Origin of the sequence: Quatrionicoccus australiensis (assembly GCF_020510525.1) — a bacterium.
GTDB lineage: Bacteria > Pseudomonadota > Gammaproteobacteria > Burkholderiales > Rhodocyclaceae > Azonexus > Azonexus australiensis_B.
In genome coordinates, this window is record NZ_CP075188.1 from 1,352,428 (window position 1) to 1,369,241 (window position 16,814).

8 protein-coding genes are annotated in these 16,814 nt (G+C 62.2%); 1 reads left to right on the top strand and 7 read right to left on the bottom strand.

Going from position 1 to position 16,814, the window contains the following annotated elements:
• Nucleotides 1-2: 2 nt before the first annotated feature.
• The 6 genes from KI612_RS06535 to KI612_RS06560 all read right to left on the bottom strand — a co-directional run bounded on the left by KI612_RS06535 (nt 3) and on the right by KI612_RS06560 (nt 14,528).
• Nucleotides 3-3,302 carry an ATP-binding protein gene (locus KI612_RS06535; RefSeq protein WP_226443012.1) on the bottom strand — a complete coding sequence of 1,100 codons (3,300 nt, stop codon included), beginning with the start codon at nt 3,300-3,302 and terminating at the stop codon, nt 3-5.
• Nucleotides 3,303-3,308: 6 nt separating this feature from the next.
• A complete protein-coding gene (locus KI612_RS06540) occupies nt 3,309-8,075 on the bottom strand; it encodes a PAS domain-containing protein (protein WP_226443013.1) in 4,767 nt (1,588 codons plus the stop codon).
• Nucleotides 8,072-11,155, bottom strand: coding sequence for a PAS domain S-box protein (locus KI612_RS06545; protein WP_226443014.1), 3,084 nt, complete (start codon nt 11,153-11,155; stop codon nt 8,072-8,074). Before KI612_RS06545 ends, KI612_RS06540 begins: the two co-directional genes overlap by 4 nt.
• 35 nt (nt 11,156-11,190) lie before the next feature.
• Complete coding sequence (locus KI612_RS06550) at nt 11,191-12,276, bottom strand: response regulator (RefSeq protein WP_226443015.1); 1,086 nt, start codon at nt 12,274-12,276, stop codon at nt 11,191-11,193.
• 120 nt (nt 12,277-12,396) lie between these two features.
• Complete coding sequence (gene rsgA / locus KI612_RS06555) at nt 12,397-13,281, bottom strand: ribosome small subunit-dependent GTPase A (RefSeq protein ID WP_226443016.1); 885 nt, start codon at nt 13,279-13,281, stop codon at nt 12,397-12,399.
• Nucleotides 13,278-14,528, bottom strand: coding sequence for a M48 family metallopeptidase (locus KI612_RS06560; protein WP_226443017.1), 1,251 nt, complete (start codon nt 14,526-14,528; stop codon nt 13,278-13,280). Before KI612_RS06560 ends, rsgA begins: the two co-directional genes overlap by 4 nt.
• Before the next feature lie 90 nt (nt 14,529-14,618).
• Here KI612_RS06560 and orn point away from each other — a divergent pair, with 90 nt between their 5' ends.
• Nucleotides 14,619-15,128 carry an oligoribonuclease gene (gene orn / locus KI612_RS06565; protein WP_404818097.1) on the top strand — a complete coding sequence of 170 codons (510 nt, stop codon included), beginning with the start codon at nt 14,619-14,621 and terminating at the stop codon, nt 15,126-15,128.
• Between the two features lie 18 nt (nt 15,129-15,146).
• On the opposite strand, the gene KI612_RS06570 is transcribed toward orn, so the two are convergent.
• Nucleotides 15,147-16,769, bottom strand: coding sequence for an ArnT family glycosyltransferase (locus KI612_RS06570; protein WP_226443019.1), 1,623 nt, complete (start codon nt 16,767-16,769; stop codon nt 15,147-15,149).
• Between the last annotated feature and the right edge of the window lie 45 nt (nt 16,770-16,814).

Consider the following 16,814-nt stretch of genomic DNA (forward strand, 5'->3'; position numbering starts at 1 on the left):
GCTCATGCCGGTGAACAGCTGTCGCTGGTGAGGGCCAGGCGGCTTTCCAGCAGGTGCAGTGCCTGCGGGAAATCGAAATTGTCGAGCTCACGGCGGAAGTCCGGATAGTCCGGGCCGAGCAGCTTGCTCAGGATGGCGGCGGACTGCTGTGCCAGGTTGAGGCTGTTCATGTTGTCTTCCGCCAGCAGGGCACGCAACTGCTCGATCAATTGCCCTGTATCGGTGTTTGTGCCGATGGCCAACACGACCCTTTCTTCACCGATTGCCTGGAATACGTCTTTGCGCAGCCGGGTATGCACGCCGTCCAGCTCGCTGATCAGCGCATTCAGCCGGTCAGTCTGGTTCTCCCGTATGGCGAGTTCCAGAGCGGCAGCCGCCAAACGGATGCCGTCCAGCCCGAGGGTTGCCGAGGCGCCTTTTTCGGTATGTGCCAGGCGGCGGGCCGTGGCGCTGTCGCCAGTGCCGAGTGCGCTGCGGATTTCGTCGGCGGCACCGGCATGGCGCTCAAGATATTTGCGCAGCAGACTGATATAGCGCTCGGCCTTGCCATTCAGCGCAGTGAGTCCGGCCGCCGTGTTCAGGCCGGGAACCACCGCCAGTCGGGCGAGCGTAGCTGCCACGCCAGGATCGCCAGCCGCGGCAATCCGGTTGGCCGGTGGCTGCAGCAGCAATGCCGGGGTGCTGACCGCCGGCAACCAGTGCAGGATTTTGGCGTAGAGAATCTCGGGGCTGACCGGCTTGCCGATATGGTCGACCATGCCGGCCGCTAGGCAGGCTTCCCGGTCTTCGTTGAAGGCATTCGCGGTCATCGCAACGACCCGGGTTGCTGCCCGTCCGGGTAGGGCGAGAATGCGCCGGGTGGCCTCCAGACCGTTCAGCACCGGCATCTGCATGTCCATCAGGATCAGGTCGTAGGCAGTCTTTTCCGCCATTTCAACGGCCTGCTGCCCATTCTCCGCGAGATCGGCTGTGAGTCCGGCGTGCCGCAACAGTTCGAGTGCGACCTCCTGGCTGAGCGGGTCGTCCTCGACCAGGAGGATGTGCGCGGTCTGGCGGGTTTGGCGGATTTTTGCCTCCAGATCGATGTCGACCGCTGCCGTTTGCCGGCTTTCGATTGTTGCTGCGGCAACGCCCAGGCGAACCGTCATCCAGAACGTGCTGCCATTTCCTGGCTCGCTGCGCATGCCGGTATCGCCGCCCATCAGGCGGGCGAGCTGGCGGCTGATGGCCAGGCCGAGGCCGGTGCCGCCAAAGCGCCGGGTCGTCGAGTCGTCTGCCTGCTCAAAGGGGCGGAACAGGCGTTCCTGGATGCCGGGTTCGATACCGATGCCGGTATCGCTGACTTCGATACGCAGCAATACCTGCCTGGCAGTCTGCTCGGCCACTTCTGCATGCACCCTGATCTGGCCATGCTCGGTGAATTTGACCGCGTTGGAGAGGAAGTTGAGCAGGATCTGCTGCAGGCGTTTGGGATCGCCGCGCACGGCCGGTGGGAGATCCGGCGACAGTTCGGCAAACAGCGCCAGCCCTTTGTCGTGGCTGCGATATTCAATCATTTCCAGCGTTTCGCCGATCAGACGCGAGATCGAGAAGTCGCTTTCCTCAAGCTGGAGTTTTTCGGCTTCGATCTTGGATATGTCGAGAATGTCATTGATGACGTCGAGCAGGTGTTGTGCCGAATCCTCGACCCGGCTGAGACGCTCTTTCTGCAGCGGATCACTGGCGTCACGGCGGATCAGGTGGGTCAGCCCGATCACGGCATTGAGCGGCGTGCGGATTTCATGGCTCATGTTGGCCAGGAAGGCGCTCTTGGCCCGGCTGCCGCGTTCGGCGTACTCCTTGGCCATGGCCAATTGGCTGGTTCGCTCGCTGACCATGGCTTCCAGGCGGCGCCGGTATTCCATCAGTTCGGCTTCTGCCTGGCGGCGTTCGGTGACGTCGGAGGCAAAACCGAGGATATGCGAAACCCCGTCGATATCGATGATCGCCGCCGAGAGCTGGATGTCGTGCAGCTTTCCTGATTTGTCACGCCACTGCGTTTCGTAATTGAGCGTAGACCCTTGCCGGATCAGTTTTTCAACCCATGCAGAACGGGCTGTCCGGTCTAGCCACAGCCCGAGTTCGGTACCCGTCTTGCCCAGCATTTCCTCGCGGTTCCAGCCGAAGTAACGCTGGTAGTTGTCGTTGGCGTCGACAAAGCGGCCATCGTCGGTGCGGGCAATCGAGGTTGCCATCGGACTGGCGTTGAAGGCAATGCGGAAACGCTCCTGTTCGGCCCGGGTGGCGCTTTCCGCTTCGAACAGGCCACGGTAATGGCGGGTTCCCCGTTGCTGGTAAATGAACCCGAAAATGCCGGCCGTCGCCAACAGCAGTCCGATGGACAGGGCGATGATCAGACGGGAGGCGAGCAGCCATTCGGCGAGTGCTTCCTCGCGATCGATCTTGGTGACGATATGCCAGGACGAGTCGGGAATCGACTGGAGGGCTGCAATAACCGGGGTGCCGCTATAGTCGGGGCCTGCAACGATACCGCTCGCCTTGTCGAAGATCGCACGTACCGCCGGTATATCTTTATTCTCCGGGGAGATGCGCAGTTGCGAGGTTGCAGCCGGGCGATTACGTAGTTCGTTGAGAAACTGGACTTGATCTTCATCGCGCCGGACGAGGAGCGTTTCCGCCGTGCGACTGGCCAGCGGCCAGGACTGCAGGGTCGGGAAAAGAAAGTCACCGGGATCGATCTGCATGGCGAGGGAGCCGATCCAGCGGGTGCCGTGGTCGGCAAACAGCGGAACAATGACCGAGACGTGGAACAGGCCCTCATCGTGATCCCGATGGAAATCGGTCAGGCCGGCATGCTGGGATTTTGCTGCCAGTTCCTGATAAAGAGCGTAGTCGGTGAGCTGTCTTGCCTGGTGATCAGTCAGACTCATCCGGATATTGCTGTTGCTGTCGAGCAGCAGGATGTCGTGGTATTGATAGTTTTTCAGCAATGACAGGAAGCGCGCGCGCAGTTGCTGTTCTGTCCTGGCATCCGGCCGCTTCAGCCAGTTGTCGATCAGGTTGCCCAGTTCCCTGTCCTCGCTGATGACCTGGCCATCCGCAACCCGTTCGTGGCGCCAGTCGGTGATTTGCCGAGACTTGAGTTCGGCCACGGCCAGCAGTTGCTGACCGGCTTTCTCGAGCATCTGCTGGTGCTCGGTTTTGTAGAGCAATGCACCGCCAACAATCTGCAAGACAAAGACGAGGATCAGGCTGGGTATGAACCAGCGTGGTAATTCCGAGATTGCCTTTGGTGCGGACATGACGCGCTATTTTTCTGGTGCAGGGGGTGTTGCGGAGTCCAGTCGGACCAGGGCGGATTCGAAATCAAAATTGCTGATGGCGGTTTCGAAGGCCGCATAGCCTTCTCCCAGCAACTCGTGCAGAAGCGGCACCTGTTCGGCAAGCAGGGTCTGGGCACTGAGATCGCCATCGTTCAGGCGATGACGAAGTTCGCGCAGTATTTTATTGCTGGCCGGGGTTTGGGTCTGGGCCGGTGGGGCGTTTTCGCTTGCTGCCGGGGGCGGCAGGAGTGCGAGCAGGCTGGCACTGAGTGTCTGGTAGGCGGTCGCGCAATGCTTGATCAGGGTTTCGATGTCGCCACTCTGATCGCGAATGGCGATTTCGAGCTCGGCTGCCGTCTGGCGCACGACGGTTGCGCCGAGCGTACCAGCTGCCCCTTTCAAGGAATGCGCCAGGCGCCGGGCCTCGTTCGGGTTGCCGTTGTCCAGTTCGCGCCGAATGCTTGCGAAATCCTCGGCATGGTTGCCACAGAATTTACCGAGCAGACGGCAGTAGCTGTGCAAGCGGCCGCGTACCGATTGCAGGCCGAAAGATGCATCGAGATCAGGCGTCGTGTCGAGGGCTGCGCGCAATTGCGCCTCGTCGAGAGGGGCTGGCGGGGGCGGTACTTCCTGAATCCGGGGCGTGGTGGCTAATGCGCCCGCCGCTTCGGGTAGCCAGCGGACAAGCGCGCTGAACAGCACGTCGGGGTCGACCGGTTTGGCTATATGGTCGTTCATGCCGGCGGCGAGACAGAGGTTGCGGTCATCGTCGAAGGCATTGGCGGTCATCGCCAGAATGGGGACGTGCGCGTAGCCCGGCAACTGGCGAATCTGGCGGGTCGCTTCCAGACCGTCCATGACCGGCATCTGCATGTCCATCAGGATCAGGCTGTAGGGCGGCTGGCCGGCGGCCATGGCAACCGCCTCGGCACCGGTGCGGGCAATATCGACGTCGAGACAGACGCCGCTCAGCAGATCGGTGGCAACCTCTTCATTGATCGGGTTGTCTTCAGCCAGCAGGACGCGCGCGCCAGCAAGCCGTTCCGTTATTTCCCGCTCGTTGTTACGGGGCGGGGGCAGGCTTGGCGAGGCGAGGCCAGGCAACCCGGCTCGACCGAGACGGGCCGTAAACCAGAAGGTGCTGCCGGCGCCCGGAGTGCTATTGACGCCTACCGCACCATTCATCGCTTCGGCGAGGCGGTTGCTGATCGCCAGGCCGAGGCCGGTGCCACCGAAGCGCCGGGTTGTTGAACTGTCGGCCTGCTCGAAGGGATGGAACAGTCGCGCCTGGACCTCCCGGCTGATGCCGATGCCGTTGTCGCGGACTTCGCAACGGACCAGCAGGCCATCGTTGTTTTCATGGATCAGGCGGGCAAGCAGGCGAATCTCGCCGCGCTCGGCAAACTTGACGGCGTTGGACAGGAAATTGAGCAGGATCTGCTGCAGGCGCAGCGGGTCACCATGCAGCCTGGATGGCAAATCCGGATCGATTTCCCAGTTGACCGGCAGGTGTTTGCTTTCGGCGCGTTCGGCAATCAGCGAGCAGGCCGTCTTGAAGACATCGGCAAGCGAAAAGTCGGTATTTTCCAGGCTCAGCTTGCCGGCCTCGATTTTCGAGAAGTCGAGGACGTCGTTGATGATGGAAAGCAGGTGTTGCGCCGCATTGGCTACCTTGTTGAGGCGGGAAAGCTGGGTCGGCTCACTGGTCGCACGCTGGCTGAGGTGGGTCAGGCCGATGATGGCGTTCATCGGCGTACGGATTTCGTGACTCATGTTGGCCAGGAAGGCGCTCTTTGCCCGGCTCGCTTTTTCCGCATCGTCCCTAGCCTTGATCAGTTCGGTCGTGCGTTCTTCGACCAGCGCTTCGAGGTGGTCGCGGTGGCTTTCGAGTTCGGCGGCAAGCCGCTTCTTCTCGGTGATGTCCTCCTTGATTGCCAGGTAATGGGTAATGTGGCCATCCGGCTGGCGGACCGGGGAAATGATGGCAAATTCTTCGTAGACCGTATCGTCCTTGCGCCGGTTGATGAATTCGCCACGCCAGATCTCGCCGCGGGCCAGGGTGTCCCAGAGGTCCTTGTAGGTGCTCTGCGGGGTCTGGCCGGAGTGGAGCAGGCGCGGGTTGGAGCCGAGGATTTCCTCGCGGCTGTAGCCCGTGTTGCGGACAAAGGCATCGTTGACGTACTCGACATCGCCGAAGGTGTTGGTGATGACGATGCTGTGCGGGCTTTGTTCGATGGCCAGCGAATGCTTGTGCAGCTCTTCCTCGGCGGCTCGCCGTTCGGTGACATCCTGCACCGTGCCGACCGCATAGACCGCCTCGCCTGCCGCGTTGAAGTGAACATGGGCACGTTCGCGTACCCAGCGGATGGCCTGGTTGACGATGATCCGGTGTTCAGTGTCATAGACCCGGCCATGCAGCGCAGCTTGCCAGTCGGCGATGACGCGTTCGCGGTCGTCGGGATGAATGCGGTCGATGAAGGAGGCGAACACCAGCGGGCCATTTTTGCTTAGTCCGAAGATCTTGTAGGTTTCATCGCTCCATTGCAGATCGTGGCGCAACAGGTCGAGCGTCCAGCTACCGAGGTTGGCGATGCTCTGGGCCTCGCGCAAGGCAGCCTGCTTTTCGAGCAGGCTCTGCTGCATGGCATGCGCTTCGGTGATGTCCTGGATGGTGCCGAACAGCCTGCTCAGGCGGCCGTTTTCATCGAGTTTGACCTGGCCGACGCCATGGACATGGCGAACCATGCCGTCATTCTGGCGGACGATCCGGTATTCGACATCGAAATGCAGGTTCTGGGCGCGAATCTGGGCGCGCTGGTAGGCAATCAGGCTTTCCCGGTCATCGGGGTGAACGATTTCGATCCAGCTTTGCTTGGAGCGGACGAACGTGGCATCGATCCCGAAAATTTCGTCGAGCATCGGCGAGGCGGTCCAGATGTCGAGTTTCGGGTCGAACTGGAAATGTCCGAGGCGGGCCAGGCGTTCCGCCCGCTGCAGATTGGCTTCGCGCTGGGCCAGGGCCGTACGCGAGCGCTGCATGGCGAGTCCGATGCCGATTTCACCGGCCAGATCGCAGAGCAGGGGGATTTCATCATCGCTGAACGCATCCGGCTCGGTTGCGTACAGATTGAGCGAGCCAATGACGCGGCCGTTGATGCGCAAGGGCAGGGCGGCCGATGACTGAAAGCCGGAGTCGCGGGCGAAGTCGCGCCACAGTGCATAGCTGGGGTCATTCAGCACATCGTGGATGATCACCGGCACGCCGGTGCGGATGGTGCGGCCGGTTGGTCCCTGGCCATTGGGTACGTCGGCCCAGCTGATGTTGAGCGAGGCCAGGTAGTCGGCGCCGAGGCCCGATTCGGCGAGCGGGATGACACGCTTTTCGCTGTCGTCCATGGCCTGGGCGATCCACGCGTAACGGTAGCCCCCGATTTCGACGGCTGTACTGCAGATCTCGTTGAGCATCTGGAGTTCGTCATCATGCCGGATCAGGGCCTGGGCAATGCCGCTCATCAAGCGCAGGGCGCGATTCTGGCGCTTCAGGGCGACGCTGGCCCGGCGTCGCTCGCTGATATCGGTCAGGATGCCGGTGGTCAGTCTGGGGCGGCCGTCCTCGGTGTGCTCGATGACGCAGCCCCGGTCTTCGATCCACCGCCAGTTGTTTTCCTTGCACCGGATACGGTATTCGCTGCGGTAAACACGGATTTTGCCCTGTGCGACGGCGTCGACCGTTGCCCGCAGCGCGGCCAGGTCTTCCGGGTGTATCCGGCCCAACCAGTCTTCCTGGCTGCGTGGTGCATTGGCGGCCGTGCACTCGATCAGCTGCAACGCACCTTCGCTGAAGAAATGCTTGCCACTTTCATGATCAAACTCCCAGCTGCCGGCGCCGGCAGCATCGAGCGCCATCTGCAGGTGAGCTTCGAGGCGCAGCCGGTCGCGTTCCCTGGTTGCCTTCTCCAGCGCCTCCTCCAGATGGTGCGAGGCGAGATGCTCGAAAAGCCGCCGCTGGCTGACAACGCCGACAATATGCTCGTGCTGGTCGAAAACGACCATGTGCCGCATGTGGTGCTCGGTCATCTGTTCTAGGGCAGCGCTGACCGACTGTTCGACCTTGAGACCAAGTACCGGCGAACTCATGATCCGGTCAACCCGGATCTCGGCGAATTGCTCAAAGTCCCTGACCAGGCGCGGAATGTCGCGTTCGGTGATGATGCCGAGCGGGCGACCTTCCTGATTGGTAATGATGACGTAGTCGGAGTCGGCATCGACCATGCGATTGATCGCCTGCTCGAGTGAGGCATCCGGCCCGAGATGCGGGATGTCGCGTGCCATCAGGCTGTCCAGGGTGCGCAGATGGCGGAAGATGTCGGCGCCGATATGGATGCGGAAATCGGTGTCGCTGACCAGGCCAAGCGTGTGGCCGCTGGCGGAGACAATGACCAGATGCCGGATCTGATGCTGCATCGCCAGTTGGCGTGCGGCAAATAGATTCATCTCGCTGTCGCGGGTGATCAGCGGGTGGGACATGATCGCTTCGATGGGCGTGTCGAGCGGGCGATGTGCTTTCAGGGCATGAACGATGTCGGTTTCGGTAATGATGCCCACCGGTTTGCCAGCGACTTCCACCAGCATGCTGGATATCCGGGCTTCCGCCATCAGACGGGCGGCCTCCCGCAACGGCTGCTGCGGTGCAATGCTGCGGACGACGCGGGTCATGACGTCGGCGAGGGTGGCGAAGGCTCCGGCTTTCATGCATTCCCCGCGGAACTGCCTGACAGGCTGGCCAGTGCGTTGTCAATCAACGGAAGCATGCGCTGATGTTCGCTGCTGAGCAGCTGCAGCAGTTCTCCGGTTTCTCCGGTCGGCTTGCCGGCATGCAGTGCGGCCTCCAGTTGTGCCGCAGCATGCTGGATGGCAACGATGCCCAGGGTGCCGGCGGCGCCCTTCAGGGTATGGGCGGAACGGGTCGCCTCTTCCAGTTGGCCGGCGGCAAGTTGCTGCGATATTTCCGCTGGAACATCGGCGTGGCTGCGAATGAAAGTGGCCAGCAGGCGCAGGTAGCTGGCCTTGCGGCCGCGTACGGAATTGAGTCCGATCACGCTATCGAGGCCGGGGATATTGCCCAGCGTATCGGTCAGGTCGGGCATCGGTGAGGCTTCAGTGGGGTGTTCGGGAGTGGGCACGTTGTCCATGGGGGCTGATTGGGCGGGCAGCCATTTGATCAGGGCTGCGTAAAGATCCTGCGGGTCTACCGGTTTGGCGACATGGTCGTTCATGCCGGCCTCGAGGCAACGCCGTCGGTCTTCACTGAAGGCGTTGGCGGTCATGGCGAGAATCGGGACCTTGCGACCGCTTGCCGCTTCCGCCTGACGGATCGCTGTGGATGCGCTGAGACCATCCATGATCGGCATCTGGACATCCATCAGGATCAGGTCGTATGCCTTCTTGCTGGCCATTTCGACGGCTTTTTTACCGTTGACCGCCACGTCGGCCTGCAGGCCCACGGCATGCAACAAATCGAGGGCGACTTCCTGGTTGATCAGGTTGTCTTCGGCGAGCAGGATGCAGTTCCTGCCGTGGCGTGCGGCGAGCAGTGATTCGGCATCGCCGGCCGGCGCAAGCTCATGGTCGGTGCCGCCCGCTTGTTTCGCCGGCTGCAGGCAGGCGGTGAACCAGAAGGTACTCCCGACGCCCGGTGTGCTGCTCAGGCCGGTCTCGCCGCCCATCAATCGGGCCAGGCGACGGGCAATGGCCAGGCCGAGGCCGGTACCGCCAAAGCGGCGGGTGGTCGAGCTGTCGGCTTGTTCGAAAACATCGAAGATACGTGCCTGTTGTTCCTGCGGGATGCCGATGCCGGTGTCGCTGACGGTAAAGCGCACGATTAGTCCTGCTGGCGTTTGCTGCTGCAGGGTCACCTTGACGGTGATCGAGCCCTGTTCGGTAAATTTGACCGAATTGGACAGGAAATTGAGCAAAATCTGGCCGGTGCGCAGTGAGTCGCCATTGACCAGCGCGGGCAGGGCGGGGTCGATTTCGCTGTGGAATTCAAGGCCACGCGAGCGGATGCGATCAATCAGCAGGGCACTCGTGTTGTCGAGCAGACGGCTCAACGAGAAGTCGTCGGGGACCAGTTCCAGCTTGCCGGCTTCGATTTTCGAAATGTCGAGAATCTGGTTGATGATGGCCAGCAGGTGGTGGGCTGCGCTGCTTACCTTGCCCAGGCGTTCCAGTTGCGCGGGTTCTTCGGTGTTGCGCTCGACGAGATGGGTGAGGCCGATGATGGCGTTCATCGGCGTGCGGATTTCATGGCTCATGTTGGCCAGGAAGGTGCTCTTGGCACGGCTTGCTTCTTCTGCCACCTCCTTGGCGGCAGCCAGTTCGGCCGTGCGGGCCTGGACCAGTTCTTCCAGGTGGTGGCGGTGCTTTTCCAGTTCGACAGCAGCCTGGCGCTGCTCGGAAATGTCGTCGATGAACACGACCAGATGGGGCTCGCCATCCATCTGTACGGTTTCCGCCGACATGCTGGTGATGCGTCGTTGTCCATCGCTGGCCACGCCGATGCTCTCAAAATCGTTGATACGGCCGTCGCGACGGATGATTTCGACGAATTTCTGCCGGTCACCTTCATCGCCCCAGAGACCGGCTTCCAGTGTTGTCTTGCCGATCAGATCGGCGCGTGTCCAGCGATATTCCTTGAGTAGGCAGTCGTTGGCATCGACCAGCTTGCCATCGCGCAGGCGGGTGATGCAGGCAGCGACCGGTGCCGCCCGGAAGGCGGTGGCGAGGCGTTCCTGCAACTGGGAAATTTCGTTTTGCGCCTGCTCGCGTTCCGATACGTCGACAATGAAGGAAAGGACGTAGGCTTCGCCATGCAAGGTGATGATTTCAGCCGACAGGCTGACTTCTATCGGTTCACCGTTGCGTTTGTGCCATTTTGCCCGGCAGTCGCGAAGGCGTTTTCCGGCAACGAGTTGTTGCCGCCAGGTGTCGCGGCTTTCGGGGTTGGGCCAGAGCTTGCTGTCCAGCGTGCTTTGCTCGAGCAGCTCTTCACGGGCCCAGCCTGTGGTCGCGCAAAAGCGCGGATTGGCATCGAGGAAGATGCCGGCTTCGAATGTGGTGATGGTGATGGCGATCGGGCTGGCATCAAAAGCGACCTGGAAGCGCTCCTGCAGTTCATGCAGTTGCGAGACATTGCGGCCGATGCCGAGTACCCCGATCAGCTTGCCATGGGCGTCACGCATCGGCGCCTTGATGGTGTTGAGCATCTCGCGATGGCCATCACTGGCAAAGGTGACCCACTCCTCGTTGCTGCGCGGTGCGTCGGCGAGCAGGGCGGCCTGGTCGTTGGCGCGGAAAAAACTGGCTAGCTCGTGGTCGACAAAGTCAAAGTCGGTCTTGCCGAGTATGTCGGCCTCCCGGGCACCGAAGAATTGCTCGAAGCGCCGGTTGCAGCTCAGGTAAACCCCCTCCGGGTCTTTCAGCCAGACGAGATCGGGCAAGGTGTCGAGCAGTGTCCTTAGCTGACCATGCTCTTCGGAGATTCGCCGGGCGGCGGTCAGGGCGATGGCTTGTGCCTGATGTTCACGTCTTTGCCTTTCATTGATCTGACCGAGCAGGCGACGCAGCAACACGACCAGCAGGAGTGCGGTGATGCCGACGAAAAACCAGCCCTTCAGAATGCTGGCCAGGGCCAGCTCGGCCGGGTCGGGAAAAAAAAGGCCGGCCAGCCGGTCGGACACGAGAATCCACAGCACGGAAAGCGCGATGTAAGGGAATACAATCAGCGCAATTGCCCGGCTGATGCTCCCGTTTTCTTCTTGCTGCATATTCATGCGTCTGCCTTGATGCGCTGAGCCGCGATGAGTGGTCAGTCGGAGTAAGCGTCGGCAATGGCCTTGAAGGTCGCAAACTGGCTGGTAAAGGCTTGGACAATATCCGGGTCAAAATGTGAACCGCTGCCTTCGACGATCATCGCATGTGCCTGTTCGAGCGGGAAAGGCGGCTTGTAGATCCGTTTGCAGATCAATGCATCGAAAACGTCGGCCAGTGCCATCAGGCGGGCGGCGATGGGAATTGCATCACCGCGCAGGCCTTCCGGGTAACCGCTGCCATCCCATTTCTCGTGATGGTAATGCGCGATCTGCTTGGCGATGGCAAGGAACTCGACCGGCTTCTCGGCATCGCGTTCGGCCAGTTCGATAGCGTCGCTGCCCAGCTTGGCGTGGGTTTTCATGATTTCCCACTCTTCCGGCGTCAGTTTGCCGGGCTTGAGCAGCACGTGATCGGGAATGCCCACCTTGCCGATGTCGTGCAGCGGGGCAGACTGGGCCAGGGCGTCGATGGTGCGCGGATCAAGAAAGGCGGCAAAGCGCGGATGATCGGCCAGAGCCTGGGCCAGGGTGCGGACGTATTGCTGGGTGCGGCGCAGGTGATTGCCGGTTTCCGGATCACGCGTTTCGGCGAGGCGGGCGAGGGCGTGGATGCTGACCTGCTGGATCAGCTGGTTTTCGCCCATGCGATGGGCAACTTCGGCTTCGAGATAACTGTTCTGGTCACTCAGGAAATCACGCGCCCGCTTCAGTTCCAGCTGGGTCCGGACGCGGGCGAGGACGATGGCCGGACGCAGCGGCTTGGTGATGTAGTCGACGGCGCCGCAGTCCAGACCGTGTTCCTCATCTTCGGTGGCATCCATCGCCGTGACGAAGATGACCGGAATCTGGCTGGTGACCGGATCGGCACGCAGGGCGGCAATGACGCCGTAGCCGTCCATGTCGGGCATCATGACGTCGAGCAGGATGAGATCTGGTGTCGGGTGACTGTGCGCAATCTGCAAGGCGCGCCGGCCGGAATTGGCAGCCCGCACCCGATAGGTGGGTTGCAGCAATTCGCCGAGAATGCTCAGGTTCTCGGGCGTGTCATCAACGATCAGAACGGTCGGTTGGCCGTTGGTCATTTCGTCTCCCCGCTGGCGTGGCGGACTTTGTTGTACGCAGATTATGGGCGCCTCGCGAAAATATTGCTACCGCCGGAGAGACAAGCAAGGCAGGCATTCCTTGCTTGTGCGGGCAGACTGTCAAGCCGGGCGTAGTGTTCCCATGATGCGGTGGTAGGTGGCAAAGCGCTTTTCTTCGATTTTTCCGGCGTTGACCGCTGCGCTCAGGGCGCAATCCGGCTCGCGGTTGTGGCGACAGTCGCGGAAGCGGCATTGCCCGAGATAGGGCCGGAATTCGCGGAAGGCATGTTCGATTTCCTGCGTGTTCAGATGGCCGAGACCGAATTCCTGCAAGCCCGGCGAGTCGATCAGCTGGCTGGCGGCATCGAGGTTGTAGAGCGTGGCGTGCGTCGTGGTGTGCTTGCCGGAGTCGAGTGCGGACGAAATTTCGCGCGTCGCGGCCCGGGCTTCCGGGAACAGCGCATTGACCAGCGTCGATTTGCCCATCCCGGACTGGCCGACCAGCACGCTGGTTTTGCCGTGCAGGGCCGGGCGCAGGTCCTCGGCGTGCTCGAGGGCGGAGAGTTCGAGCACGCGATAGTCGAGCGCGGCGAACATTTTCAGGCGTTCACGGGCGATTGGCAGCTTGTCGGCGAGGTCGCACTTGTTGAGCACGATCAGGACTTCGATTTCCTCGCTTTCGGCGGCGATCAGGGCACGCGTCACCAGTTCGTCGGAAAAGCCGGGTTCGGTGGCGACGACGATGACCAGCTGGTCGACATTGGCGGCGATCAGTTTCTGTTTCACCTCGTTCGAGCGGTAGAGCAGGCTGCTGCGCGGCTGGATTGCCTCGATGACGCCCTGGTCGGGCGCCGTCTGCTTGATATCGACGCGGTCGCCGCAGGCGACATCGCTCTTCTTGCCGCGCGTGAAGCAGGGCAGCAGGCTGCCGTCGGCCAGTTGCACGAAATACTGCCGGCCATGCGCGGCGACGACGCGCCCTTCGATCAGGCCGGGCTGGCTCATGCGGTCTGCTCCAGTTTCTGCAAGTGGGCAATGCGCTGGGCGGCCGGCGGGTGCGAGTCGTAGAACAGCGAATGCAGCGGGTCGGGCGTCAATGTCGCGGCATTGTCTTCGTAGAGCTTGACCAGGGCGCGTACCAGATCGCCAGCCGAGGCGTGTTCGGCTGCGTAGGCGTCGGCCTCGAATTCGTTGCGGCGCGACAGGTAGCTGCCGAGCGGGCCGAGCAGGAAGGTGAATACCGGGATGACGAGGAAGAAGAGCACCAGCGCCAGGGCCGTGTTCTGCGCCGGCACGCCCAGCCCCGAGTAGAACCACGGCGCATCGATCAACTGGCCGAGCAGCCAGAGGAAACCGAGTGACAGCGCGAACATCAGCGCCATGCGGTAGACGATGTGGTGACGGCGAAAATGCCCGAGCTCGTGGGCGAGCACGGCTTCGACTTCGGAAGGCGTCAGGCGCTCGAGCAGGGTGTCGAAAAAGACGATGCGCTTGTTGTTGCCGAAGCCGGTGAAGTAGGCGTTGCCATGGCTGGAGCGTTTCGAGCCGTCCATCACGAAGAGGCCGCTGGAACGAAAGCCGCAGCGCGTGAGCAGGGCTTCGATGCGCGTTTTCATCTCGCCGTCGGCGAGCGGCGAGAATTTGTTGAACAGCGGCGCGATCCAGGTCGGGTAGACGGACATGATGAGCAGGTTGAAGGCGCTCCAGAACAGCCAGACGTAGAGCCACCACAGGCTGCCCATGCTGTTCATCAACCAGAGTACGGCAAGGATCAGCGGCGCGCCGATGCCGATGCCGATCAGCGTCTGCTTGGCGAGATCGGCGAAGAACAGGCCGAGCGTCATGCGGTTGAAGCCGTGTCTGGCCTCGATGACGAACTGGCGGTAGAGCGAGAAGGGCAGGTCGATGATGCCGGAAATCAGCATGACGCTGAAAATCAGCGCCAGCCCGTAAGGCAGCCCGTCGAGCCGGGCCGAGCACAGGTCGTGCAGCCAGGCGAGGCCGCCGCCAAGGGTCAGGAACATCAGCAGGGCGCTGTCGACCAGCGTCGTCTGCAAGGCGAAGCGGCTACGGTCGACGCTGTAATCGGCGGCTTTTTGGTGGGCAGCGAGCGGAATGCGTGCGGCGAACTCGGCCGGAACCTCGGCCCGGTGGGCGGTAACGAAACGGATGTGGCGCAGGGTGAGCCAGAGGCGAACCGCCAGGCTGAGCAGGAAGGCGGCGATAAACAGGGTGGTGAATGGTGTGGTCACTAAGTTGGCTGCAAAGCTGTGAGAAAATCGGGGTTTTCAGAAGTGGGCGATTATATGACAGGCAACGCAAACAACCTCGTCTGGCTGGATATGGAAATGACCGGCCTGAATCCGGAGGGTGACCGCATCATCGAGATGGCGATGGTGGTGACCAATTCCGAACTGGAGATGGTTGCCGAATCGCCGTCCTGGGTTGTCCATCAGTCCGATGCGACGCTCGCCGGCATGGACGAATGGAATCAGAAAACGCATGGCCGCTCGGGCCTGATCGACAAGGTCAAGGCTTCGGAGATGGACGAAGCCGCGGTCGAGGCCGCCGCGCTCGAATTCCTCAAGAAGTATTCCCTGCCCGGCCATTCGCCGATGTGCGGCAATACCATCGGCCAGGACCGCCGTTTCATGGCGCGCTACATGCCGACCCTGGAAGCCTTCTTCCACTACCGCAATCTCGACGTCAGCACGCTCAAGGAATTGTGCAAGCGCTGGCAGCCGGAAGTCTACAAGGGTTTCAAGAAGAAGGGCCGGCACACGGCACTGGCCGACATCCACGAGTCGATCGACGAACTCAAGTATTACCGTGAACATTTCCTGAAGGGCTGAGCCCTTCATGCCGGGCGGTCAACGCCGGAAAAGACGGAATTTTTCCCGGCGTTCGCCCGGCCGGCTGCCTTCCCAGACCTTGCTCCAGCGGGCATCGGGGGCAGCCAGTTGCGCGCGGTTTTCACCGCCGACCAGCAGCCAGTTGCACTGGCGGCCGGCGGTGCTGTCCACGGCTGCCGGTTCGATACCGACAAAGTAGGCCAGTGACGCCAGTTGAGTATCGTTCAGTCCGCGCTCGGCAAGGCAGCCATGATCGTTCGGCAGGGTGCTGGCGATGGCCTGGGCAACCGGACGATAGCTCTTGCCGTAGTCGAACCAGGGCAGGATCAGGGTGGTGGCGAGCAGCCACAGGCAGGTGAAGCCCATCGTCCAGTGCGTCAGGCTGCGGTAGGGGGAGCGCGGTGCGGTAAAGATCAGCCAGCCCCACCACAATGTTCCAGCCAGGCCGACCAGCAAGTCGGACCAGTCGAGGCTGCCGACGAAACCGGGACGCAAGACGACCACCCGTTCCGCCATCTTGCCCGGCCAGCCGAGCGCCATCGCCGACCAGCCGAGCCAGACCAGCGCGGCGAACAGGCTGAAGCTCATCATCGCGAACCAGTCGAAGGCATTGGCGGCGCCGCGCCGCAGCGTCAGTGCCCCTGGCGTGGCGAGCAGGGCCAGCGACGGCAGCAGCAAGAGTGTCGGAATCTGGCGTGGGCGATAGGCCAAAGCCAGCATCAGGAAGGTCAGCAACAGGAAAACCAGCGGCAGCAACTGGGCCGGGGCTGCAAGGTTCTTGCGGCGTGTCCACAAGGTCCAGCCGGCCAGTGGCAGGGCCGGGAAGGCAAACCAGGGCAGCATGGCGAGGAAGCGCCCGGCGCCGGTGAATGAGAACGGGGTTTGCAAGGGGGCCAGTTCGGTTGCGATCCAGCCATGCAGGCGGGCCGGTTCCATGGCGAGGAGCAGCAAGGGCCAGGGCAGGATCAGCAGGAGAGCGATGCCGAGGCCGATGGCCAGTGTCTGGAGTGCTTTCGGGCGATCCGGCGACAGCCACCAGGCGATTGGCAGTATGGCAAGCAGCGGCAGGGTCGGGGCAACGCCGGCACTGAGCAGGCAGCCGGCGACAGCAATGCCGTAGAAGATTCCGGTCAGACGGGGGCGTCGACCGATGGCAGCGAGGCTGCCCAGGGCGCCGGCATAGGCGGCGAGCGCAATCAGCATCGGCTGCGCATCGTGAGCGTGGAAAAGCAGACCGGTGCAACCAGCCAGCAACAGCGGGCTGGCTGCCGCACTTTCCTGGCCGTAAAGTTCGCGCCCGGCGTAATAGAGGCCGGTCAGGGCCAGTGTCACCCAGATGCCACTGGCGAGGCGCATGGCTTCGTGCAGCGGCAGCAGCCAGCCGAAAATCTTGCCGGTCAGGGCGGCGCTCCAGTAATAGAGCGGTGGTTCATGGAAGGAGCGGCCGGCCAGGTCGGGTGACAGCCAGTCAGCGTAGGTCAGCATGTGCCAGGCGGTACCGATGTGGATGGCGTCTTCGCCCTTCCATGGGTCGCGCCCGAATAGCCCGGCCAGCACGTAAAAGGCGAGCATGGCGGCGAGCATCCAGCCGGCCGGTGGCAGGCGGATGCCGCGACGGATCAGGGCAGCTAGCTCAGGCATGTGCAGTGCAAATGAAAAAGGCAGCCCAGCGGCTGCCCTTTTTTG